Raw genomic sequence first — 21,589 nt, forward strand, 5'->3', positions numbered from 1 at the left:
TGTCCCGGCAGTTATATGATCGAAGCTCCAAGGATGGATACCACGATGACTACACTCTCCGAACTCAATAGCTGCGACGTTTCCACTTTCGCCGAGCGCCTGCACGGCATCTACGAGCACTCGCCCTGGATACCTCAGCGCGCAGCGGCGGGCCGCCCCTACGCCAGCGTGGCGGCGCTCAAGCAGGCCTTGCAGGCGGAGGTGGCCAGGGCCAGCAACGACGAGCAGCTGGGTCTGATCCGCGCCCACCCGGAACTGGCGGGCAAGGCTGCCATCGCCGGCGAGCTGACGGCCGAATCGACCAATGAACAGGCGCGCTCCGGCCTGAACCTGTGCAGCGCCGAGGAATTCGCCACGCTGCACAAGCTGAACGCGGACTACAACGCCAAGTTCGGCTTCCCCTTCATCCTGGCCGTCAAAGGCCCCACCGGCAACGGCCTCACGCGCCAGCAGATCATCGCCACCTTCACGCGCCGTTCGCGCAACCAGGCGGCGGACGAGCAGCAGGAATGCCTGCGCCAGATCCACCGCATCGCCGAAATGCGCATCAACGACCTGCTGGGCGTGAAGATGGACTTCGGCCCCGCCATCATGCAATGGTCGGAAGACCTGGCGCAGTGGAGCGACGACGAGGACGGCCTGACCTGCGCCTACATGACGGACGCGCACCGCCAATCCGCCGCCCAGCTGGCGGCGTGGATGCGCGAAGCGGGCATGGAAGTGCATATCGACGACGTGGGCAACGTCGTGGGCCGCTACCTGAGCGGCGCCGCCAACGCCAAGACGCTGATGACAGGCTCGCATTACGACACCGTGCGCAACGGCGGCAAGTACGACGGCCGCCTCGGCATCCTGCTGCCGCTGGCCATCGTCAGGCAGCTGCACGCCGCCGGTGAAAAGCTGCCCTACGATTTCGAAATCGTCGGCTTCGCGGAAGAGGAAGGCGTGCGCTTCCGCTCCACTTTCCTGGGCAGTAACGCCATCACCGGCCGCTTCGACATGGGCCTGCTGGAGCAGCTGGACGCGGACGGCGTGAGCATGCGCACGGCGCTGGAGGGTGCGGGCCACAAGGCGCAGGCCATTCCGGCGATCGCGCGCGATCCGTCGAAACTGCTGGCCTTCGTGGAAGTCCATATCGAGCAAGGGCCGGTGCTGCTGCAGCGCGGCCTGCCGCTGGGCGTGGTCACCGCCATCGCGGGCAGCTCGCGCTACCTGGTGGAACTGCGCGGCCTGGCCAGCCACGCCGGCACCACGCCCATGACCATGCGCAAGGACGCCGCTGCTGCTGCGGCGGAAATCGTGCTGCTGGTCGAGCAACGCTGCGGCACGGCCGAGGCGCTGGTGGGCACGGTGGGCCAGCTGCAGGTGCCGAATGGATCGGTCAACGTGATTCCGGGCGCCTGCAAGCTGTCGCTCGACATCCGCGCGGCGGACGACGCGGTGCGCAAGGCGGCCGTGCAGGACGTCCTGGACGGCATCGCGGCGATCTGCGAGCGGCGTCAGGTTGAGTTCAAGCTGGAGAAAGTGGTGGAAGCCAGCGCGGCGCCCTGCGCGCCGTGGCTGATGGACCAGCTGGGCGCGGCGGTCGAGCGCACCGGCCTGCCGCGTTTCGACCTGCTGTCCGGCGCCGGACACGACGCCATGGCCATGGCCGCCGTCACCGACGTGGCCATGCTGTTCACCCGCTGCGGCAACGGCGGCATCAGCCACAACCCGCTGGAAACCATGACCGCCGACGACGCCGAAATCGCCGCCCAGGCGCTGCTGGACTTCCTGCGCAGTTTCGAGCCGAAGGCGCGCTGAGATTGGCGGGTTACGCCTTCGGCTAACCCGCCCTACGCACACGCCAGTCTCGTAGGGCGGGTTAGCGCAACGCGCGTAACCCGCCACGCACGCACTGCGCCGCCGCCGGAGGACATTATCTGTACGTGACGCTGTTCGCTTCGCCGAGCCACTCCAGGTGGGCGTAGTTGTTCAGGTAGTTCAAGCTGGTCTTGCCCGGACGGTGCTGCAGCTTGGTCAGCGAGCAGTTGGCGATGGACCAGTTCAGTTCCAGGGTCTTGTGGTCGGGCAGCGCCAGCAGGTGCTGGCAGATGGCCGAGATCGTGCCGCCTGACGTAAATACCACCGTGGTCTCGGACTCCGCGCCCTGCTCCGTCAGGCGCTCCAGCGCGCCCACGCAGCGCGCCTGGAAGGCTTTCCACGTCTCCGTGTAGTCGGCGTCATGCTCTCCCCCCATCCAGCGCAGCATGGCCGCCACGAAGATATGCTCGAAAGCGTGCTTCGGGTCGGGCTGGCGCGCCGCGTAGGCTTTGAATTCTTCAGGCGACGAGAACTCCGGGCAGTGCTTCACCAGCACCTCCACATGGTTGAACTCCGCAAAACCCGGATCGGTAAGCCATTCCGTGTCGGCCAGCAGCGGCTTTGGCAGCTCGGACAAACAGGTATCGGCCGTCTGCCGGTGGCGCACCATGCCGCCGCAAACCACGCGCTGGAAAATCTGCCGGCTGTTGGCGAACCATTGTCCCAGCAGGCGCGACTGCTCAAAGCCGAGCGGCGACAGCTGGTCGTAATTGGCGGATCCGAACGAGGCTTGGCCGTGCCGAACCAGATAAATTTGTCCCATCCCGCGTGCTCCGTGTAACAAAAGAATGAAACACAGCTTAGCCTGCGGTGTAGAATTCATCAAATGAATAGTTTTAATGCTCCTCAATAAGACTCATGCATATATCCAAAGTCGACCTGAACTTGTTCGTCGTGTTCGACGCCATCTACACGGAAGGCAGCCTGACACGCGCCAGCCTGAAGATGAATCTGACGCAGCCCGCCATCAGCCATGCGCTGGCCCGCCTGCGCACCCTGCTCAACGACGCGCTGTTCGAACGCCAGGGCCACGTGATGGTGCCCACGCCGCTGGCGCGCAGCATCATCGAGCCGGTGCGGCAGGCGCTGCGCGGCTTTGAAGTGACGCTGAACGGCGCCGAGCGCTTCGATCCGGCCACCAGCGAACGCACCTTCACGCTCGCCATGCGCGACGTGGTGGAGCCGACCATTTTACCGCCGCTGATGGCGCGCATCGCGCAGGCGGCGCCGTCGGTGGGCGTGAACGCGCTGCGCGTGGCGCGCGGCGACCTGGAAGGCGAGCTGGCGGCGGGCAGCATCGACGCGGCCATCGATTTGCTGCTGCCGCTGTCCAAGGACATCCGCCAGATGCGGCTGCCGTCCGATCAGACCGTAGTGCTGGTGCGCGCAGGGCATCCGCAAGTGCAGCATGCGCTGGACCTGGAGATGTATTTGCGGCAGGAGCACATCCAGGTCAGCTCGCGGCGCAGCGGGCCTAGCCTGGAGGACGTGGAACTGAGCCGGCGCGGCCTGCAGCGCCGCATCCGCATGCGCTGCCAGCACTACTACACCGCCTGCACCGTGGTAAGCCAGACCGATTTGCTGCTGACCATGCCGGAGCGCTACGGGCAGGTGCTGAACCAGCAGTTCGGCCACCAGTTGCTGGCGCTGCCGCTGGAGCTGGCGCATATCGACAACCAGCTGTACTGGCACGCCAACGTCGACAGCGACCCCGCCAACCGCTGGCTGCGCGAGCAGATAGCCGAGGTGCTCAATACTCTGCCTTGACGCATGGCGGGTTAGGTGCAAGGCACCGTAACCCGCCATGCGCCGCCAACGCTCAATGCCAAGCCGCGTCCAGCGCCAGGTGCATGCCAAGCAATAGCAGCGCAAACAGGAAGCAGCGCCGGAACAGCTCAGGCGCCATGCGGCTGCGCAGGCGCTGCCCCAGCAGCATGCCGGCCACCGCCGGCAGCTGCGCCACAAACGACATCCCCGCCGCCGCCGGCTGCCATGCGCCGCGCGCCGCCAGCGACACCGCCAGCGCCAGGGTGGACACGGTGAACGCCAGGCCCATCGCCTGCACCAGCTCATCCTTCTCCAGTTCCAGCGCCTGCAAATACGGCACGGCCGGTATCACGAACACGCCGGTGGCCGCCGTGATGGCGCCGGTCAGCGCCCCGATAGCCGGCGACATCATGCCTTCGCTGCCGCGCAAACGCCAGCGCAGCGACAGCAGCCCCATGGCCGCATACGCCACCAGCGCCACGCCCAGCGCGCCGCTGGCCATCTTCGCATTGACGGCCAGCGCCCCGCCCACCAGCGTTCCCGCGCCGGTGCCGATGCAGATACCCGCCATCATGGGCCACAAGCGCTGCCACAGCGGATACACCGGCGAGCCCGACAGCAGCTGCCAGACATTCGTCAAAAGCGAAGGCACGATCAGCAGCGCCGCAGCCTCCACCGGCGACATGACCAGGCTAAGCATGGCCACCGCCACGGTCGGCAGCCCCATGCCGGTTACGCCTTTAACCATTCCTGCAAGCAGGAACACCACGGTGATGTAGATGATATTTTCCATGGCCCCCAGTCTGGCACGGCGCCACGGCGGCGAAAATGTGGAATATACTCAGCCTGCCTACGGCCAATCCGAAGGCTAACCCGGAAACCACCATGCGATTCGATCTCACCGACCTGCGCCTGTTCCTGCACGTAGCCGAAAGCGGCAGCATCACCTCCGGCGCCGAGCAATCGCACTTGGCGCTGGCGTCGGCCAGCGCGCGCATACGCGGCATGGAGGAAGCGCTGGGCGTGCCGCTGCTGGAGCGCGGCAGGCGCGGGGTGGAAACCACGGAAGCGGGCCGCACGCTGCTGCACCACGCGCGCATGATCACCCAGCAAATGGAAAAGATGCGCGCCGACCTGGGCGAGTACGCATCCGGCCTGAAAGGCCATGTGCGGGTGATGTGCAACACCTCCGCGCTGGCCGAGTTCCTGCCGGACGCGCTGGCAGGTTTTATGGCTGCGCATCCGCAAGTGAACATCGACCTGGAAGAAAGGCTGAGCTACGACATTGTGCAGGCCATCAAGGACGGCCTGGCCGACATCGGCGTGATCGCGGACTCGGTGGACAGCACCGGCCTGGAAACCCATCCCTTCCGCGACGACAGGCTGGTGCTGGCGATGTCGCCCCGCCATCCGCTGGCCGCGCAGCTGAAACGCAAGCGCAGCATGGCCTTCACGGACGCACTGGGCTACGATTTCATCGGCTTGGCGGGCGACAGCGCGCTGCACAAATACATCGCCGGCCACGCCGCGCGGCTGGGCAAGCGCCTGACCTACCGTGTGCGCCTGCGCAGCCTGGACGCGGTCTGCCGCATGGCCGCCAGCGGCGCCGGGCTGGCGGTGCTGCCCGAATCAGCCGTGCTGCGCTCGCGCGACGCGATGGACATTCGCCACGTCCACCTCACCGACCCGTGGGCCGTGCGCAAGCTGCTGATCTGCGTGCGCCACTACGCCGACCTGCCCGGCTACGCCCGGGAACTGGTGGACGCGCTACGCCCCGCCTCCGGCGCTCAAACCGACAAGGTGCGCTGAGCCGCCTGGCTGATCGCTTGCGTAATCGGGTGGCTGATGCGGCGCTCGGTGGTGATGGCGTAGACGCGCTCGCGCAGCGTGGGAATGCTGCCCACCACACCCACACCGTACTGCTGGCACACGCGTCCCGCAATGGCGGCCGGCACAAAGAACAGGCCTGCGCCGGACTGGCCGAAGGCCTTGATCATGGCGCTGTCATCAAACTCGCCCACCACGTGCGGATGGGCGACATGCTCCTGCAGCCATTGCATCAGCTTGGGGCGCACGGCGAAGTCCTCGCCCGGCAGCAGCAGCGGCGCGTGGTTCAGGCAATCCGGGAAGGCGCCGCGCAGGCTCGCGGCCAGCGCCGGGGCGGCCAGCACCTGCAGCTGGCTTTCGCCCAGCAGATGGCTGTAACCGCGCACATGCAGGTGGCTGGGCATGGCACGGTCGGCGATGATGAGGTCCAGCTTGTGCACGGCCAGGTCGGCCAGCAGGGCTTCCATGCGTCCCTCGCGGCAGATCAGCCGGGTTGGAGACGGCAGAGACAGCGCGGGCGCCACCAGCTCGCAGGCGATAGCCTTGGAGACCGAATCGGAAACGCCGACACGGAAGGTGGCGGTGGCCGCGCCGGCCTGGTCGCGCACCACTTCCAGCAGCTCGTCGCCTGAACGGAAAATCTCCTCCGCGTGGTGCAGCATGCGCTGCCCGGTGTCCGTCAGCTCCAGCCTTCGTCCCACGCGGCGGAACAGCTCTACGCCCAGCGTGTCGGCGAACTCGCTCAGCTGGCCGGAAATGGACTGCGGCGTCAGGTGCAGCTGCTCCGCCGCCTTGGCGATGCTGCCGGTGCGCGCCACCATCCAGAAATAGCGCAAATGCTTGAAGTTGAGCGTGGTCATGGCGGCCTATAATCCATTTTTTCCGATGTGTCGACCAAGTATATTCGAATTGTTCGATGTCAGTTCCATGCTTACCATGGTCTTTCTACAAGGAGGTGGATATGAACGGCCTGGAGCAGTTTGCGACGGCGCCCATGTGGGCTGGCTTCGTCGTCTTCGTGCTGGCGATGCTGGCGCTCGATCTGTATGTCTTCGGCGGCGACAAGGCGCACAAGGTCACCGTGCGCGAAGCGGGCACGTGGTCGCTGATCTGGTTTTCGCTCGCGCTGCTGTTCAACGCCGGCCTGTGGTGGTATCTGCAGGGCGCCGTGGGACCGGAAATCGCCGAGCGCAAGGCGCTGGAATTCCTCTCGGGCTACCTGATCGAAAAGGCGCTCTCGGTCGACAACATCTTCATCTTCCTGCTGATCTTCTCGTCCTTCCACGTGAAGCCCGAGTACCAGCGCCGCGTACTGATCTACGGCGTGCTGGGCGCCATCGTGATGCGCGCCGTGATGATCATGGCGGGCGCCTGGGTGGTGAGTGAATTCAGCTGGATGCTGTACGTGTTCGGCGCCTTCCTGGCCATCACCGGTATCCGCATGATGGTGGCGGCGGACCACGAGCCGGACCTGCAGAAGAATCCCGTGCTGCGCCTTGCGCGCCGCCACCTGCGCGTGTCGGAGGGCGACCATGGCGAGAAGTTCTTCGTCTTCAAGGACGGCCTGCGCTATGTGACGCCGCTGTTCCTGGTGCTGATCCTGATCGAGGCGACCGACCTGGTGTTCGCGGTGGATTCGATCCCGGCCATTTTCGCCATCACCTCGGACCCGTTCATCGTGTTCACGTCGAACATGTTCGCGATCCTGGGCTTGCGGGCGCTGTACTTCCTGCTGGCCGATATCGCGGGGCGCTTCCATCTGCTGAAGTACGGCCTGGCGCTGGTGCTGATCTTTATCGGCGCGAAGATGCTGATCACGCCGTGGTTCCACATGCCGGTGCATATCTCGCTGGCCGTGGTGGCCACGCTGATCGCGGGCAGCGTGCTGGCCAGCCTGTATGCCACCCGCAAGAGCAACAACTAACCCACAAAGAAGGAGCAGCACAATGCGACATTACCTCCCCAACAGCGCCAGCGCGGCTGGCCGCATCCTGGGCCTGGCCATGGTGGTGGACGGCCACATGGCGCCGTCCGAATTGCGCGCGCTGGAACGTTCGCGCCTGCTGGAGCACATCGATATCGATATGGACAGCTTCCACGACCTGGTGCAGGAACTGTGCTACGACCTGCTGGCCTGCAACGTGAAGAACGACTACGTGGAGCTCGATCCCGGCACCACGGACCTGCTGCTGGCGGACATCACGGATTCGGCGCTGCGCCGCGAACTGCTGCGCGCCATGTGGAATATCGCCGACGCCGACGGCGTGCTGGCCGACGGCGAGGCCAAGCTGCTGGCGCGCGCCTGCGTGATATGGGCCGCCGAGGCGCGCTTTATCACGCAGCCGGACAGCTAGGCGCGTCGCCACCGGCCTGCGCCCGGACGGCTTGCGAGATGCCGGCGGCGATGCGGGCGACGGCGCGGCGGTGTCCTGCCACCAGCGCGTCGTAGCCCGCCGCCACCGGCTCGCTGGCGTAGGTGCGGCAGGTCAGCACCTTGCCGCTGCCAGCGCCGCCTCCGATCCTGTGCACGCTCCACACCGCGTCCACCAGCGCGTACTGGCCGGGCGCCGATTCGAAGCGCTGCACATTGGTGCTGATGCGGTACACCGTGGCCTGCTCCGGCGTCGGCGTGCGGAACACGTCGATGGCGCCCAGTTCGGCCGTCACGCCCAGCGACAGCGCCTGCCCGATCTCCGAGGCCAGCGGCGCGGCCCAGCGTTCCTGCTCCAGCAGTTCCACCCTGCCCGCGCCGCTCGTCACCACGAGCTGGTTGCGGCTCACTTGCTGCGGCACGGAGACCGCCTGCAGCTCGATGTACAGCGGCGTCTTCGCCTGCGCGCCGCCGGCATCGGCAGGGGGCGCGGCGGAAGACGGGGCGCCCGCAGTCAGGCTGTAGAAGCGCTCCGCCGGCGCCGAACCGGCGCAACCTGCCAGCAGCGCAGTAGCGGCGAATGCGGCGACGGCAGCGACGGCAGCGGCGGCAGCGGCGGCATCACGGAAATACTGCGTCATTTCTTGTCTCCTTGCTTGCCCCGTATCAGCGATTCGGGATGGCGTTCCAGATAGTCGGACAGCGTGTTCAGCGATTGCAGCGTCTGCGTCAGCTGCTGCAGCGCTTCGCGCAGGTCCGACTGCACCGGCGAATCCTTTTGCAGCAGCTGCTCCGCCGTGCCGAAGGTCTGCTGCGCCGCGCCCAGCGTGTTCTTCATCTCCGGCACCACCTGCGTGTCGAGCTGCTTGAACAGCGCGTTGGCGTTCTTCAGCGTGGCGTTCAGGTTGTTGCCGATGTCGGCGAACGGCACCTGGTCCAGCTTGCGCGCGATGCTGGAAATCTGGGTCTGCAATTCCTCCAGGCTGTTCGGTATCGTCGGCAGCTCCATTGGATACTGGTCCACGTCCAGCTTGACCTGCGCCGAGTTGGGGAAGAAGTCGAGCGCGATATACAGCTGCCCGGTCAGCAGATTCCCGGTGCGCAGCTGCGCCCGCAAGCCGCGGCTCACCATGCGCTCCAGCACCTCCGAACCGGCCTTGCCCTCCGGGTCCGCCGCCAGCGCCTGCTGGAAGCGCTTGCCCAGCCGCGCCGGATACAAGTCCACCGTCACCGGCATGCGGAAGCTCTTCTTCTTCGCATCGTATTCCACCCCCACCGAGCGCACCTCGCCCAGCACGATGCCACGGAAGTCCACCGTGGCGCCGGGCGACAAGCCGCGCAGCGACTGGTCGAAATAGAACACGCTCGGTATCGGCTGCCCGTCCGGCTCGCGCATGGCGCTGGCCTGGTCGTCCGCCAGCAGGAACTCGGAACCGCTGGGCGCCACCGCTGCGGGCTTCTGGCCGCTCAGCGATTCGAAAGCGATGCCGCCCACCAGCAGCGCCGCCAGCGACTGCGTATTGAGCTTGAAGCCCGACGAGTCCAGGCGCAGGTCCACACCGCTGGCATGCCACCAGCGCGTGTTGCGGCCCACGTGCTGGTCATACGGCGCGTTCACGAACACCCGCATCGACACGCCCGTGCCCTTGGGCTCGAGCGCAAAGTCGATCACCTGCCCCACCTGGATGCGGCGGTAGAACACCGGCGAGCCGATATCGATCGAACCGAGGGTGTCCGCATGCAGCGTAAACTGGCTGCCCTTCTGGTCCACCGTGACCGGCGGCGCGCGTTCCAGGCCCGTGAATTTTTCCGCGCCCAGCGCACCCTTGCCCGCATCCACGCCGATGTAGGCGCCGGACAGCAGCGTGCCCAGGCCGGAAACCCCGCTGGCGCCCACGCGCGGCCGCACCACCCAGAAGCGCGTGTCGGCCGCCGTAAAGCGCCTGGCGTCCTTGATCAAATCGATCGTCACCAGCACCCTGGACAAGTCCGGGTGCAGCGCAATGGTGCGCACAATGCCGATGTCCACATCCTTGTACTTCACTTTGGTCTTGCCGGCCTCCAGGCCGTCGGCGCTGCGGAAGCTCACTTCCACCGTCGGCCCCTGGTCCAGCACCGACTTGGCCACCAGGCCCAAGCCGATCAGCGCGGCCAGCAGCGGCACCAGCCACACCAGCGAAGGCAGCCAGCGGCTGGCCTTCTCCACTTGCGGTTCGGGCAGGACGTGATGTTCGCCTTCGTGTTCAGGCATTCTTCTCTCCAGATTTCTTGTGATCCACCGCGTCCCATATCAAACGCGGATCGAACTGCATGGACGCCAGCATGGTCAGCACCACCACTGCGCAGAAGGCCAGCGCCCCCGGCCCGGCGGTAATCACGGCCAGCGAACTGAAACGCACCAGCCCCACCGTCAGCGTGATGACGAAAATATCGAGCATGGACCAGCGGCCCACGAATTCCACCAGGCGGTACAGCACCGTGCGCTGGCGCGGCCGCCAGCGCGAGCCGCGCTGCGCGGTGTAGGCCAGCAGCGCCAGCGCAGCCAGCTTGGCCACCGGCACCACGATGCTGGCGATGAAGATGATGGCCGCCAGCGCGGGCGAGCCGCTGTTCCAGAAGTAGACCACGCCGCTGATGATGGTGTCGTCCTCCTTGCCGAACAGCGAGTGCGTGTACATCACCGGCAGCAGGTTGGCGGGGATGTAGAGTATGGCCGCGCCCAGCAGCAGCGCCCAGGTGCGGCTGATGCTGTCCGGCAGGCGGCGGTGCAAGGTGCTGCCGCAACGCGCGCAGTGCTGCCGTCCGTGGTTCTTGCCACCTGCGCCGCTGTCGGCCGCCACCAGGCCGCAGGCGTGGCAGACCAGCGGCGGGCGCGGGCCTTCCAGCGCCTTGTAGCGCATGGGCCGCGCCGGCGGCGGCCGGCCCTGCGCCGCCAGGCCATCGCCCAGCAGCCACAGCGCGCGCGGATCGAAGGACACCACCACCGTCAGCAGCAGCGTCAGCGCGCCGAAGGCGAACAGGCCGGGCTGGGCCACCACCTTCGCCAGGCTGGTCATCTTGATGAGCGTGATCAGGATGCCTATCATCAGCACCTCGGTCATGCCCCACTGGCGCGCCTTGCGCACCGCCCGCAGCAGGCGGTGGAAGCCCGGCGGCTGGTAGCCGGCGCGCAGCGACAGCGTGACGTACAGCAGCGCGCCCAGCTCAATCGCGGGGAACACAAAGGTGAACAGCAGCACGCTCACCGCCACGGCCTGCATCTGCTCCTGCCACAGCACGCGGATGGCGCCCAGCAGCGTGGCGCTGACGGTGTAGCCGTTCACGTCCAGTTCAACAATGGGGAAGAACTGCGCGATCAGGAAAACGATGATGGCGCCCAGGGTGATGGCGGCAATCCGGTCCAGCCGGGGCGGCGCGCCGCGGTACAGCACCGAGCCGCAGCGCACGCAGCGCGCCTTCTCGCGCGGCGCCAGCGGGCGGCGGCGGTAGAGCACACCGCAATCATGGCAGCTGATCAGATCATTTCGTTGCACGGATATCTATACATGTGGGCCAGCCTGCATCATAGTCGAATTCAGGCGTGAAAAGCCGCCAGCGTCGCCTGCCCGATGAAAGCCTGCAGCGCGTCCTGCGGCAGCGGCCTGCTGTACAGATAGCCCTGGAACAGATGGCAGCCGCCCTCGCGTATCAGCTCCAGCTGCGCCTCCGTCTCCACGCCTTCAGCCATCACTTCGATGCGCAGCGCCTTGCCCAGCCCCGCAATGGTGTGCACGATGGCCTTGCCGTGGCGGCCGCTGTCCGCATCCCACACAAAGGAACGGTCGATCTTGAGCTGTTCCAGCGGCAGCCGGTGCAGATAGGACAGCGAGGAATAGCCGGTGCCGAAATCGTCCAGCGAAAAGCCCACGCCTTCGGACCGCAGCAGCTCCATGCGCGCTATCGTCGCTTCCACGTCCTTCAGCAGCAGGCTCTCGGTCAGTTCCAGCTTGAGCCGGTCGGCGCGGGCGCCGGTCTCGGCCAGCGCCGCCAGCACCTGCTCCACGAAGTCGGGCCGGTGGAACTGCTGCGCGCTCACGTTGACCGCCATGCGCAGCTGCGCCGTGCGCGGGTCGTCCGCCCAGCGTGCCAGCTGCGTGCAGGCGGTGCGCAGCACCCAGCCGCCAAGCGGGATGATGATGCCGGTTTCCTCGGTCAGCGCAATGAACTCGCCCGGCGGCACCATGCCGCGCTGCGGATGGCGCCAGCGCAGCAGCGCCTCGGCGCCCGTCATCTGGCGGCGCAGGTCGCACTGCGGCTGGTAGTGCAGCTCGAACTGGCCCTCGCCCAGCGCCTGCCGCAGGTCCGCCTCCAGCGCCGCGCGCGCCGCCACGCGCTGCTCCATGCCGGCCTCGAACCAGGTGCTGGTGTTGCGGCCCGCCGCCTTGGACTGGTACATGGCCAGGTCGGCCCGCTTCAGCACCTCCTCGACGCTGCCGCTGGTGCTGTCGATGATGGTCACGCCCACGCTGGGCGTGCTGTAATGCAGGACGCCGTCGATATCGAAGGGCAGGTCGAAGGCGTGCAGCACCTTGTCCGCCACCTCGCGCGCATGCAGCGCCGCCGCTTCGCCGCCCTCGCCCACCTCCTCCAGCAGCACCACGAACTCGTCGCCGCCGAAGCGCGCCACCGTGTCGCTGGAACGCACCGCCCGCGTCAGGCGCTGGCCCACCTGCTGCAGCAGCAGGTCGCCCTTGTCATGCCCGCGCGCGTCGTTGACGGATTTGAAGTTGTCGAGGTCGATGAACAGTACCGCGCCGCAGTGCAGGGTGCGGCGGAAGCGTTCCAGCGCGCGGCCGATGCGGTCCATCAGCAGTTGGCGGTTGGGCAGGCCGGTCAGGCGGTCGTAGAAAGCCAGCTGGTGGAACTCGGCCTCCTGCGCCTTGCGCGTGCTGATGTCGAGGAAGTAGATCGCCAGGCCCTCGTCCGAAGGATAGGCCCGCACTTCGGTCCACAGGTCCAGCGGCTCGTAGTATTCCTCGAACAGCACCGAGGCGCGCGTGGCGATGGCGCGGTGGTAAGCCTGGTAATACGGCCCGCCCACCGCTTCCGGGAATTTCTCCCAGATGTTCATGCCGATAACTTCCTCCCGCGTGCAGTGCAGCAGGCGTTCGGCCTCGCGGTTGATGAAGGTGAGGCGCCAGTCCCGGTCCAGCATCAGGAAGGCGTCGGAGATATTATCGAGAGTGCATGCGAGGAGCGCGCCCAGCCGCTGGGCATCTGCTTCGGAACACGGCGGGCGCGAATCGCTCATTGCATGGCTCTTGCCCTCTCCAGCATGGCGTGCAGCAGCACGTTGCAGCCGGCTTCGAGGTGCTCAGGTTTCGCATCCTCGATTTCGTTATGGCTGATGCCGTCCTTGCACGGAACGAAGATCATGCCGGCCGGCGCCACGCGCGCGGCATAGATGGCGTCATGCCCAGCGCCGGAGACCACGTCCATGGTCGAGTAGCCCAGGCTGGCCGTCGCGCTGCGCACCGCCTCCACGCAGTCCGGATGGAAGGGACACGGCGGATAATAGGAAACGCGCTCGATCTTGATGCCGAGCCCGGACTCCTGGCGGGTTTTTTCGATAAAGGCCAACATTTCCTCGTGCATGGTGTTGAGCAGCTCATCATTCACATTGCGCAAATCTATACTGAATTTTACCTCGCCCGGGATGACGTTGCGGCTATTTGGGAAAACCTGCATCATGCCCACCGTACCCCGGCCATAAGGAGGGTAGCGGTTTGCTATCGAGACGACTTCCTGGATGATGCGGGTGGACACCTGCATCGCATCCTTACGCAGATGCATGGGCGTCGGTCCGGCGTGCGCCTCCATGCCGGTGACGGTGCAGTCGTACCACGACAAGCCCATCACAGCGGGCACCACGCCGATCACCTTGCCCTCGTCCTCCAGCACCGGGCCTTGCTCGATGTGGGTCTCGAAATACGCGCCGATGGGGTGCTGGCCCGGCACCTGCTCGCCCTTGTAGCCGATGCGCTCCAGCTCCTCGGCCACCGTCTTGCCGTCCACGTCCTTGGCGGCATACGCATGCTCCAGCGTGAAGGCGCCGCAGAACACGCCGGAACCCATCATCACCGGCACGAAACGCGAGCCCTCCTCGTTGGTCCAGAAGGCCACCTCGATGGGCGCCTCGGTCTGCACGCCGTGGTCGTTCAGCGTGCGCACCACCTCTATGCCCGCCAGCACGCCGTAATTGCCGTCGAACTTGCCGCCGGTGGGCTGGGTGTCGATATGGCTGCCGGTCATGATGGGCGGCAGCGCGTTGTTGCGGCCATCGCGGCGCATGAACACATTGCCGATCTGGTCGATGGTGATGCTCATGCCAGCGTCCTTGGCCCAGCCCACCACCAGGTCGCGGCCCTGCTTGTCCAGGTCCGTCAAGGTCAGGCGCTTGACGCCGCCCTTTTCCGTCGCGCCTATCTTGGCCAGTTCCATCAGCGAGGCCCACAGGCGGTCGCCGTTTACACGCAATTCATTCATGCTGTTCCCCTTATGCTGCGCTGACTGGTTTGAATGCAGGACGGTCGATATGGCGGCCCGCGCCTTCAACCGCGCGCAGCTCGCCCTGGTGCCAGACGATCTTGCCGGCCGCCAGCGTGGTGGTGGGTATGCCCTTCACCGTGCGCCCTTCGAATACATTGAATCCGCCCTTGTTGTGCTGGGTCTTGGCCGAAATCGTGCGCGTGCCCTGCGGGTCCCACACCACAACATCCGCGTCCGAACCCACGGCGAGCAGCCCCTTGCGCGGGTAGATGTTGAAGATCTGCGCCGCATTGGCCGACGTCACCTTGACGAACTCGGACGGCGTGAGCCGCCCGGTGTTCACGCCCGCATCCCAGATCACGGCCATGCGGTCTTCCACGCCGCCGCAGCCGTTCGGAATCTTGCTGAAGTCATTCTTCCCTGCCGCCTTCTGCTCGGCGCAGAAAGTGCAGTGGTCGGTGGCGGTGGTGTGCAGGTTCCCGCCTTGCAGGCCATGCCACAGCGCGGCCTGGTGCTGCTTGCTGCGGAAGGGTGGGCTCATCACGTGCGCGGCGGCGAACTCGAAGTCCTCGCTCTGGTACACGCTGTCGTCGATGATCAAGTGGCCGGCCAGCGCCTCGCCGTACACGCGCTGCCCGTTGGCGCGCGCCCGCGTGATCGCCTCCAGCGACTCCTGGCAGGACACGTGCACGATATAGACCGGCGTGTGCAGCACGTCCGCAATCGCAATGGCGCGGTTGGCCGCTTCGGCTTCCACCGCCGGCGGACGCGAAAGCGGATGCGAGCTTGGCCCCGTCAGCCCCTGCCGTATCAGGTCCTGCTGCAGCTGGTAGACCAGCTCCCCGTTCTCCGCGTGCACGGTGGGAATGGCGCCCAGTTCCAGGCAGCGGCGGAAGCTTTTCACCAGCGTTTCATCGTCCGCCATGATGGCGTTCTTGTAGGCCATGAAGTGCTTGAAGCTGTTCACGCCGTGGTCGCGCACCAGCGTACCCATGTCGCGGTGCACGCTCTCGTCCCACCAGGTGATGGCCACGTGGAAGGTGTAGTCGCCGGCCGCCTTCTGCGCCCAGCCGCGCCACTGGTGGTAAGCCTCCATCAGCGATTGCTGCGGACTGGGAATCACGAAGTCGATAATGGTGGTGGTGCCGCCGGCCAGGCCCGCCGCCGTGCCGGTGAAGAAATCGTCCGCCGTCACGGTGCCCATGAAGGGCAGGTTCATATGCGTGTGCGGATCTATCCCGCCCGGCATCACGTACTGGCCGCTGGCGTCGATCACCGTGGCGGATGCGGGCGCTTCCAGGTTCTCGCCAACGGCGACGATCTTGTCGCCGAAGCACAGCACATCGGCCTTGAATGCCCGGTCGGCATTGACCACGGTGCCGCCGCGAATAATGATGCTCATATTGCGCTTCTCCAAAACGGGGTTGTGTGACTACGGTTGCGCGGCCGGCCGCAGCGCAGCGGGCGCGCGGCCTTTCATCATGACGCCGTAGACCAGCGCCGAGATGGCAATGCCGACAAACCAGGCATAGGTGTAAATCGTCTTGAACACATCGGCCACACCGGGGAAGGAAGCCGGGAAGGCGGCGTTCAGGAAGCCGGGGATATTCGGCGCCACGCCCACGATGAAGGCGGCGATGGCCGCGATGTTCCAGCCGCTGCCATAGGAATACTGGCCGTCTTCGCGGTAGAGCTGCTCCACGTTGAGCTCCGTCTTGCGGATGAAGTAGTAGTCGATGATGAGGATGCCCGCGATGGGACCGAGCAGCGCCGAGTAGCCTATCAGCCAGGTGAAGATATAGCCCTGGGTGGACTCCAGCAGCTTCCACGGCATCATGACGATGGCGATGGAGGCGGTCAGGTAGCCGCCGGCGCGGTAGCTGATGCGCTTGGGCGCCAGGGCGGAAAAGTCATACGCGGGCCCCACCAGGTTGGCGGCCAGGTTCACGCTGACGGTGTCGATCAGCAGTATCACCAGCGCCACCAGCACGGCCACGCCTGTCATGCGGCTGGCCAGGTCCACCGGGTCCCAGATCGCCTTGCCGTACAGGACCACCGTGGCCGAAGTGACGATGACCGCCAGCGCAGCCAGCAGGCCCATAGGCACGGGCAGGCCCACGCTCTGGCCCAGCAATTGGTCGCGCTGGGTCTTGGCGAAGCGGGTGAAGTCGGGGATGTTCAGCGCCAGCGTGGCCCAGAAGCCCACCATGGCAGTCAGCGAGGGCCAGAAGGTGGCCCAGAACTGGCCGGCCTTCTTGCCGCCTTCGACGAACTGCGAAGGCTGGTCCAGCAGCGGGCCGAAGCCGCCCGCCTTTTGGTGGACCCAGCCGAGCAGCACGAAGCAGATCAGTATTTTCAGCGGCGCGGTGTAGGTTTCCAGTTTGCGGATGGCGTCCATGCCGTGCACGATGTACCAGAACTGGATGGCCCAGAAGGCCAGGAAGCACAGCAGCTGCATGCCGTTGATGCCCAGGCCGGCGATCTTGGCGCCGCCGATCTCGCCGCCCAGCAGCACGCCGATCAGCGTGTAGATCATCTGGCCGCCGAACCAGGTCTGGATGCCGTACCAGCCGCAGGCGACGATGGCGCGCATCAGCGCCGGCAGCCGGGCGCCGGAGGTGCCGAAGGAGGCGCGCGCCAGCACGGCGTAGGGGATGCCGTATTTGGTGCCCGCGTGGCCGATGGCCAGCATGGGCAGCAGGACGATGGCGTTGGCGAGGAATACCGTGAAGACGGCCTGGTAGGCGGACATGCCGCCTTCGATCAGGCTGGCCGACAGGGTGTAGGCCGGGATGCACATCACCATGCCGACCCACAGGGCGGCAAAGTGGTACCAGCGCCAGGTGCGCTGCGCGGCGCTGGTGGGCGCCAGGTCTTCGTTCCAGAGTTGGGTGCTGCCGGATAAATCATTGCTCACTGCATCTCTCCCGGGAAGTTGCGGCTGGTTGGCGGGTTACGAGCTTCGCTCTAACCCGCCCTTGCTTGCACGTCCATACTACGCGGCTTTGACCTCGCGGCGCGGATTGCGCGGATCCTGCGTCCAGTTCATATAGGGCTTACCGGTCTCCTGCGGCACCATGGTAATGCAGCCCTGCACGGGACAGGTGATTTCGCACAGGTTGCAGCCCACGCATTCCTCCTTGATCACCTCGTAGGTCCGCACGCCCGCCGCGTCGATCAGCTGCGCAATGGACTGGTGCGAGGTGTCCTCGCAAGCCACGTAGCAGCGGCCGCATTTGATGCAGTCGTCCTGGTTGATCTGCGCAATCACCTGGTAGTTCATGTCCAGGTATTTCCAGTCCGTGGTGTTCGGCACCGCCTTGCCCATGAACTCGCCGATGTTCTTGTAGCCCTTCTCGTCCATCCAGCGCGACAGCCCGTCCTTCATCTCCTCCACGATGCGGAAGCCGTGCAGCATGGCCGCCGTGCACACCTGCACGCAGCCCGCGCCCAGCGCGATGAACTCGGCCGCGTCCTGCCAGTTGCCGATGCCGCCTATGCCCGAAATCGGCAAGCCCCTGGTCTGCGGATCGCGCGCGATCTCGGCCACCATGTTCAGCGCGATAGGCTTGACCGCCGAGCCGCAGTAGCCGCCATGCGTGCTGGCGTTGCCGACAGCCGGAAACGCCACCATGCGGTCCAGGTCCAGGTGGGTGATGGAGTTGATGGTGTTGATCAGCGATACCGCGTCCGCCCCGCCGTTGTGCGCGGCGCGCGCCGGCGCACGCACGTCGGTGATGTTGGGCGTGAGCTTCACGATCACCGGCAGCTTGGTGTGCGTCTTGCACCAGCGCGTCACCATCTCCACGTACTCCGGCACCTGGCCCACGGCCGCGCCCATGCCGCGCTCCGGCATGCCGTGCGGGCAGCCGAAGTTCAGCTCGATGCCGTCCGCGCCGGTGGCTTCCACCAGCGGCAGGATGTCGGCCCACAGCTTCTCTTCGCACGGCAGCATCAGCGACACCACGATGGCGCGGTCCGGCCAGGCCTTCTTCACTTCCGTGATCTCGCGCAGGTTGATTTCGAGCGAGCGGTCGGTAATCAGCTCGATATTGTTAAAGCCCAGCACTTCGCGGTTCTTGCCGTAGTGCGCCGAATAGCGCGACGACACGTTGACCGCCGCCGGGTCCTCGCCCAGGGTCTTCCACACCACGCCGCCCCACCCTGCCTCGAATGCGCGCACCACGTTGTAAGCCTTGTCGGTCGGCGGCGCGGAGGCCAGCCAGAACGGGTTGGGCGACTTGATGCCGCAGAAATTTACGCTCAGATCGGCCATTATGCAGCCTCCACTTTCAGAAGTATGTCTTGATGTATCGCTTGCGCCGCCAGCTTCCCGTGCTGCACCGCCTGCACCGTCAGGTCCTGCCCCGGCGCCACGCAGTCGCCGCCGGCATACACGCCGGGCACCACGGTGCGGTAGAACTCGTCCACGTGGATCTTGTCGCCGTCGCGCGTGATGGTGGACGCCATCGCGTCCGCCAGGCTGGCGCCATCCAGGCTCTGGCCGATGGCCTTGAACACCGCGTCGGCCGGCAGCTCGAAGGTGATGCCCGTGCCTTTCAATTTGCCGTTGTCCAGCACCGTGTTCTCGAAACGCATGCCGCACACCCTGCCGTCGCCGTCCAGCAGCACGCGCTGCGGCGCGGCCCAGGTACGCATGCGCACCTGGTTGGCCTTGGCGATCTCCTGCTCGTGGTGGGTGGCGCTCATGTCGTCGAAGCCGCGGCGGTACACCAGCGTCACTTCCTCCGCGCCCAGGCGCTGGATCTGCACCGCCATATCGATGGCGGTATTGCCGGCGCCGATGACGATGGCACGGCGCGGGACCGGCAGCTTGCTCAGGTCATCCGCCTGGCGCAGCTCGGCGATGTAGTCCACGGCGGCCAGCAGGCCGGGCGCTTCCTCGCCGGTCAGGCCCAGCGCACGGCTGGCGCCCAGGCCCAGGCCCAGGAACACCGCGTCGTATTGCGCATGCAGGTCTTTCAGCTGCACGTTGCCGCCCAGCGTCTGGCCGTGGCGCACTTCGATGCCGCCTATGCCGAGCAGGAACTCCACTTCCTTCTGCGCGTAGTCGTTGGTCAGCTTGTACTTGGCGATGCCGTATTCATTCAGGCCGCCGGATTTCTCCTGCGCCTCGTAGATCACCACGTCGTTGCCCAGCATGGCCAGGCGGTGCGCGCAGGACAGGCCGGCGGGGCCGGCGCCCACCACGGCGATGGTCTTGCCGGTGGACGGCGCGCGCTGGAAGGGATGGTCCTTCAGCGTCATGTTGTCGAGCGCGTAGCGCTGCAGCAGGCCGATTTTCACCGGCTGGCCCTCCGCGTCGTGGTTGCGCACGCAGGCGTCCTCGCACAGGATCTCGGTGGGACAGACGCGCGAGCAGCTGCCGCCCAGGATGTTCTGCTTGAGGATGCCGACCGCCGCGCCGTTCACGTTGTGGTCGTGGATGTTGCGGATGAAGCTGGCTACGTCGATCTCGGATGGGCAGATGCGGGTGCACGGCGCGTCGTAGCAGTACAGGCAGCGTGCGCTCTCTATCGCGGCCTGGCGCGCGTTCAGCGGCGGCGCCAGGTCGGTGAAGTGTTCGCCCAACTCGGCGTTCGTGGCTTTTGGCTGCGGTAAGTGTGTGAGTGTGGCGATCATGTTTTTAATCCCAAGGAAAATTCTGGGGTCGGACCCATCGGGTCTGACCCCGGCAGTCAAAATCACTTCATCTGCGGAAATGCAAATTCCGCGCCAGCGCTGGCGGTGTTCGGCCAGCGCTGCATCACGGCCTTGTGGCGCGTGTAGAAACGCACGCCTTCCGGACCGTAGGCATGATGGTCGCCGAACAGGCTGCGCTTCCATCCGCCGAAACTGTTGAAGGCCATCGGCACCGGCAGCGGCACATTCACGCCCACCATGCCCACCTGGATCTGGCGCACGAATTCGCGCGCCACGCCGCCGTCGCGCGTGAAGATGGCCACGCCGTTGCCGTACTCGTTGCTGTTGATGAGTTCCACCGCGTGCACCACGTCCGGACAGCGCATCACGCACAGCACGGGGCCGAAAATTTCTTCCTTATAGATGGTCATATCCGGCGTCACATGGTCGAACAAAGTGCCGCCGACAAAGAAGCCTTTCTCGCGTCCCGGCACTTTGAAATCGCGGCCGTCGACCACCAGCGTGGCGCCCTGCTCCACGCCTTCGCCAATCAGGCGCTCGATGCGCTGCTTGGCTGCGCTGGTGACCACAGGCCCCATTTCGGCGCCTGCCTCCATGCCGTCGCGTACTTTCAGTGCGGCGGTGCGCTGTTTCAGTGCACCTATCAATTTGTCGCCCGCGTCGCCGACGGCGACCACCACCGAGATCGCCATGCAGCGCTCGCCGGCCGAGCCGTAGGCCGCGCCCATCAGCGCATCCACGGCCATGTCCATGTCCGCGTCCGGCATCACCACCATGTGGTTCTTGGCCCCGCCCAAGGCCTGCACGCGCTTGCCGTTTGCGCTGCCGCGCGCGTAGATGTATTCGGCGATGGGCGTGGAGCCGACGAAGCTCACCGCCTGCACCACGGGATGGTCCAGCAGCGCGTCGACCGTCACCTTGTCGCCCTGGATCACGTTGAACACGCCGTCCGGCAGGCCCGCATCCTTCAGCAGCTTGGCGTGCAGCAGCGAGGGCGAAGGATCGCGCTCGGAAGGCTTGAGCACAAAGGTGTTGCCGCAGGCGATGGCGACCGGGAACATCCACATTGGCACCATCACCGGGAAGTTGAACGGCGTGATGCCGGCCACCACGCCCAGCGGCTGGCGCATGGACCAGGCGTCGATGCCGCGCGAGATCTGGTCGGTGAATTCGCCTTTCAGCATTTGCGGTATGCCCACCGCGAACTCCACCATCTCGATGCCGCGCGCCACTTCGCCTTGCGCGTCGCTGAAGGTCTTGCCGTGCTCGCGGGTGAGCATGGCGGCGAATTCGTCGGTGTGCTGCTGGCACAGCTGCAAATACTTGAACAGCACGCGCGCGCGCGTCAGCGGCGGTGTGGCGGACCAGGACGGGAAGGCCGCGGCGGCGGCCTGCACGGCCGCATCCACTTCCTCCGCCGTGCCCAGCGCCACGCGCGCCACCGGCTCGCCCAGCGCGGGGTTGTACACGTCGCCGTAACGGCCGCTGTGCGTATCGACCTTGCCGCCGTTGATGAAGTGGGTGATGGTGTCCAACTGCGTATCTGAATTGCTCATGCTGCTTTGCTCC

General features: G+C 66.1%; 18 protein-coding genes. 5 read left to right on the plus strand and 13 right to left on the minus strand.

Annotation, left to right across the window (positions count from 1 at the left end; genetic code table 11):
• Nucleotides 1-45: 45 nt before the first annotated feature.
• Nucleotides 46-1,803, plus strand: coding sequence for an allantoate amidohydrolase (locus tag AC07S4_RS08085; protein WP_494986145.1), 1,758 nt, complete (start codon nt 46-48; stop codon nt 1,801-1,803).
• 115 nt (nt 1,804-1,918) lie between these two features.
• Here the strand turns inward: AC07S4_RS08085 and AC07S4_RS08090 are convergent, their stop codons facing one another.
• On the minus strand, nt 1,919-2,626 hold the full coding sequence (locus AC07S4_RS08090) for a histidine phosphatase family protein (protein ID WP_494986146.1): 708 nt from the start codon (nt 2,624-2,626) through the stop codon (nt 1,919-1,921).
• A gap of 95 nt (nt 2,627-2,721) precedes the next feature.
• On the opposite strand from AC07S4_RS08090, the gene AC07S4_RS08095 reads away from it, so the two are divergent.
• Nucleotides 2,722-3,630 carry a LysR family transcriptional regulator gene (locus AC07S4_RS08095; protein ID WP_494986147.1) on the plus strand — a complete coding sequence of 303 codons (909 nt, stop codon included), beginning with the start codon at nt 2,722-2,724 and terminating at the stop codon, nt 3,628-3,630.
• Between the two features lie 52 nt (nt 3,631-3,682).
• Here AC07S4_RS08095 and AC07S4_RS08100 read toward each other — a convergent pair whose 3' ends face one another.
• A complete protein-coding gene (locus AC07S4_RS08100; protein ID WP_494986148.1) occupies nt 3,683-4,423 on the minus strand; it encodes a sulfite exporter TauE/SafE family protein in 741 nt (246 codons plus the stop codon).
• Nucleotides 4,424-4,515: 92 nt separating this feature from the next.
• On the opposite strand from AC07S4_RS08100, the gene AC07S4_RS08105 reads away from it, so the two are divergent.
• The gene (locus AC07S4_RS08105; protein WP_494986149.1) at nt 4,516-5,439 is read left to right on the plus strand and encodes a LysR family transcriptional regulator; all 924 of its coding nucleotides are present in this window, start codon (nt 4,516-4,518) and stop codon (nt 5,437-5,439) included.
• Here the strand turns inward: AC07S4_RS08105 and nhaR are convergent.
• Nucleotides 5,418-6,317 carry a transcriptional activator NhaR gene (gene nhaR / locus AC07S4_RS08110; RefSeq protein WP_494986150.1) on the minus strand — a complete coding sequence of 300 codons (900 nt, stop codon included), beginning with the start codon at nt 6,315-6,317 and terminating at the stop codon, nt 5,418-5,420. The two genes, AC07S4_RS08105 and nhaR, sit on opposite strands and share 22 nt — an antisense overlap.
• A 101-nt stretch (nt 6,318-6,418) precedes the next feature.
• Between nhaR and AC07S4_RS08115 the strand changes: the two genes are divergently transcribed.
• Both AC07S4_RS08115 and AC07S4_RS08120 read left to right on the plus strand, forming a co-directional pair.
• Complete coding sequence (locus AC07S4_RS08115) at nt 6,419-7,381, plus strand: TerC family protein (RefSeq protein WP_494986151.1); 963 nt, start codon at nt 6,419-6,421, stop codon at nt 7,379-7,381.
• A 22-nt stretch (nt 7,382-7,403) separates the two neighbouring features.
• Nucleotides 7,404-7,811: a tellurite resistance TerB family protein gene (locus AC07S4_RS08120; RefSeq protein ID WP_494986152.1), complete on the plus strand. Its 408-nt coding sequence runs from the start codon at nt 7,404-7,406 to the stop codon at nt 7,809-7,811.
• Here the strand turns inward: AC07S4_RS08120 and AC07S4_RS08125 are convergent.
• The 10 genes from AC07S4_RS08125 to AC07S4_RS08170 all read right to left on the minus strand — a co-directional run bounded on the left by AC07S4_RS08125 (nt 7,792) and on the right by AC07S4_RS08170 (nt 21,576).
• A complete protein-coding gene (locus tag AC07S4_RS08125; RefSeq protein ID WP_494986153.1) occupies nt 7,792-8,469 on the minus strand; it encodes a PqiC family protein in 678 nt (225 codons plus the stop codon). The two genes, AC07S4_RS08120 and AC07S4_RS08125, sit on opposite strands and share 20 nt — an antisense overlap.
• Nucleotides 8,466-10,079, minus strand: a complete 1,614-nt coding sequence (locus tag AC07S4_RS08130) for a PqiB family protein (RefSeq protein WP_494986154.1) — start codon at nt 10,077-10,079, stop codon at nt 8,466-8,468. Before AC07S4_RS08130 ends, AC07S4_RS08125 begins: the two co-directional genes overlap by 4 nt.
• Nucleotides 10,072-11,361 (minus strand): paraquat-inducible protein A, encoded by a 1,290-nt coding sequence (locus AC07S4_RS08135; protein ID WP_494986155.1) that lies wholly within the window; start codon nt 11,359-11,361, stop codon nt 10,072-10,074. The genes AC07S4_RS08130 and AC07S4_RS08135 overlap by 8 nt, the downstream gene beginning before the upstream one ends.
• Before the next feature lie 41 nt (nt 11,362-11,402).
• The gene (locus AC07S4_RS08140) at nt 11,403-13,118 is read right to left on the minus strand and encodes a putative bifunctional diguanylate cyclase/phosphodiesterase (protein ID WP_494986156.1); all 1,716 of its coding nucleotides are present in this window, start codon (nt 13,116-13,118) and stop codon (nt 11,403-11,405) included.
• Complete coding sequence (locus AC07S4_RS08145) at nt 13,115-14,353, minus strand: Zn-dependent hydrolase (RefSeq protein WP_494986157.1); 1,239 nt, start codon at nt 14,351-14,353, stop codon at nt 13,115-13,117. The genes AC07S4_RS08140 and AC07S4_RS08145 overlap by 4 nt, the downstream gene beginning before the upstream one ends.
• Before the next feature lie 10 nt (nt 14,354-14,363).
• The gene (gene hydA / locus AC07S4_RS08150; RefSeq protein WP_494986158.1) at nt 14,364-15,758 is read right to left on the minus strand and encodes a dihydropyrimidinase; all 1,395 of its coding nucleotides are present in this window, start codon (nt 15,756-15,758) and stop codon (nt 14,364-14,366) included.
• A gap of 30 nt (nt 15,759-15,788) precedes the next feature.
• Nucleotides 15,789-17,273 carry an NCS1 family nucleobase:cation symporter-1 gene (locus AC07S4_RS08155; RefSeq protein ID WP_494986159.1) on the minus strand — a complete coding sequence of 495 codons (1,485 nt, stop codon included), beginning with the start codon at nt 17,271-17,273 and terminating at the stop codon, nt 15,789-15,791.
• A gap of 78 nt (nt 17,274-17,351) precedes the next feature.
• Nucleotides 17,352-18,632, minus strand: a complete 1,281-nt coding sequence (gene preA / locus AC07S4_RS08160; protein WP_494986160.1) for an NAD-dependent dihydropyrimidine dehydrogenase subunit PreA — start codon at nt 18,630-18,632, stop codon at nt 17,352-17,354.
• The gene (locus AC07S4_RS08165; protein WP_494986161.1) at nt 18,632-19,999 is read right to left on the minus strand and encodes an NAD(P)-dependent oxidoreductase; all 1,368 of its coding nucleotides are present in this window, start codon (nt 19,997-19,999) and stop codon (nt 18,632-18,634) included. The genes preA and AC07S4_RS08165 overlap by 1 nt, the downstream gene beginning before the upstream one ends.
• Before the next feature lie 62 nt (nt 20,000-20,061).
• Nucleotides 20,062-21,576, minus strand: coding sequence for a CoA-acylating methylmalonate-semialdehyde dehydrogenase (locus tag AC07S4_RS08170; RefSeq protein WP_494986162.1), 1,515 nt, complete (start codon nt 21,574-21,576; stop codon nt 20,062-20,064).
• Between the last annotated feature and the right edge of the window lie 13 nt (nt 21,577-21,589).

This window comes from Pseudoduganella sp. GW821-FHT05F09 (assembly GCF_059419605.1).

What these genes read in the sequence shown, in the direction of transcription:
- nhaR (WP_494986150.1), bottom strand. Translation starts at nt 6,317, where the DNA reads ATGACCACGCTCAACTTCAAGCATTTGCGCTATTTCTGGATGGTGGCG.
- AC07S4_RS08125 (WP_494986153.1), bottom strand. Translation starts at nt 8,469, where the DNA reads ATGACGCAGTATTTCCGTGATGCCGCCGCTGCCGCCGCTGCCGTCGCT.
- AC07S4_RS08145 (WP_494986157.1), bottom strand. Translation starts at nt 14,353, where the DNA reads ATGAATGAATTGCGTGTAAACGGCGACCGCCTGTGGGCCTCGCTGATG.
- AC07S4_RS08090 (WP_494986146.1), bottom strand. Translation starts at nt 2,626, where the DNA reads ATGGGACAAATTTATCTGGTTCGGCACGGCCAAGCCTCGTTCGGATCC.
- AC07S4_RS08095 (WP_494986147.1), top strand. Translation starts at nt 2,722, where the DNA reads ATGCATATATCCAAAGTCGACCTGAACTTGTTCGTCGTGTTCGACGCC.
- AC07S4_RS08085 (WP_494986145.1), top strand. Translation starts at nt 46, where the DNA reads ATGACTACACTCTCCGAACTCAATAGCTGCGACGTTTCCACTTTCGCC.
- preA (WP_494986160.1), bottom strand. Translation starts at nt 18,632, where the DNA reads ATGGCCGATCTGAGCGTAAATTTCTGCGGCATCAAGTCGCCCAACCCG.
- hydA (WP_494986158.1), bottom strand. Translation starts at nt 15,758, where the DNA reads ATGAGCATCATTATTCGCGGCGGCACCGTGGTCAATGCCGACCGGGCA.
- AC07S4_RS08100 (WP_494986148.1), bottom strand. Translation starts at nt 4,423, where the DNA reads ATGGAAAATATCATCTACATCACCGTGGTGTTCCTGCTTGCAGGAATG.
- AC07S4_RS08130 (WP_494986154.1), bottom strand. Translation starts at nt 10,079, where the DNA reads ATGCCTGAACACGAAGGCGAACATCACGTCCTGCCCGAACCGCAAGTG.
- AC07S4_RS08115 (WP_494986151.1), top strand. Translation starts at nt 6,419, where the DNA reads ATGAACGGCCTGGAGCAGTTTGCGACGGCGCCCATGTGGGCTGGCTTC.
- AC07S4_RS08165 (WP_494986161.1), bottom strand. Translation starts at nt 19,999, where the DNA reads ATGATCGCCACACTCACACACTTACCGCAGCCAAAAGCCACGAACGCC.
- AC07S4_RS08105 (WP_494986149.1), top strand. Translation starts at nt 4,516, where the DNA reads ATGCGATTCGATCTCACCGACCTGCGCCTGTTCCTGCACGTAGCCGAA.
- AC07S4_RS08120 (WP_494986152.1), top strand. Translation starts at nt 7,404, where the DNA reads ATGCGACATTACCTCCCCAACAGCGCCAGCGCGGCTGGCCGCATCCTG.
- AC07S4_RS08140 (WP_494986156.1), bottom strand. Translation starts at nt 13,118, where the DNA reads ATGAGCGATTCGCGCCCGCCGTGTTCCGAAGCAGATGCCCAGCGGCTG.
- AC07S4_RS08170 (WP_494986162.1), bottom strand. Translation starts at nt 21,576, where the DNA reads ATGAGCAATTCAGATACGCAGTTGGACACCATCACCCACTTCATCAAC.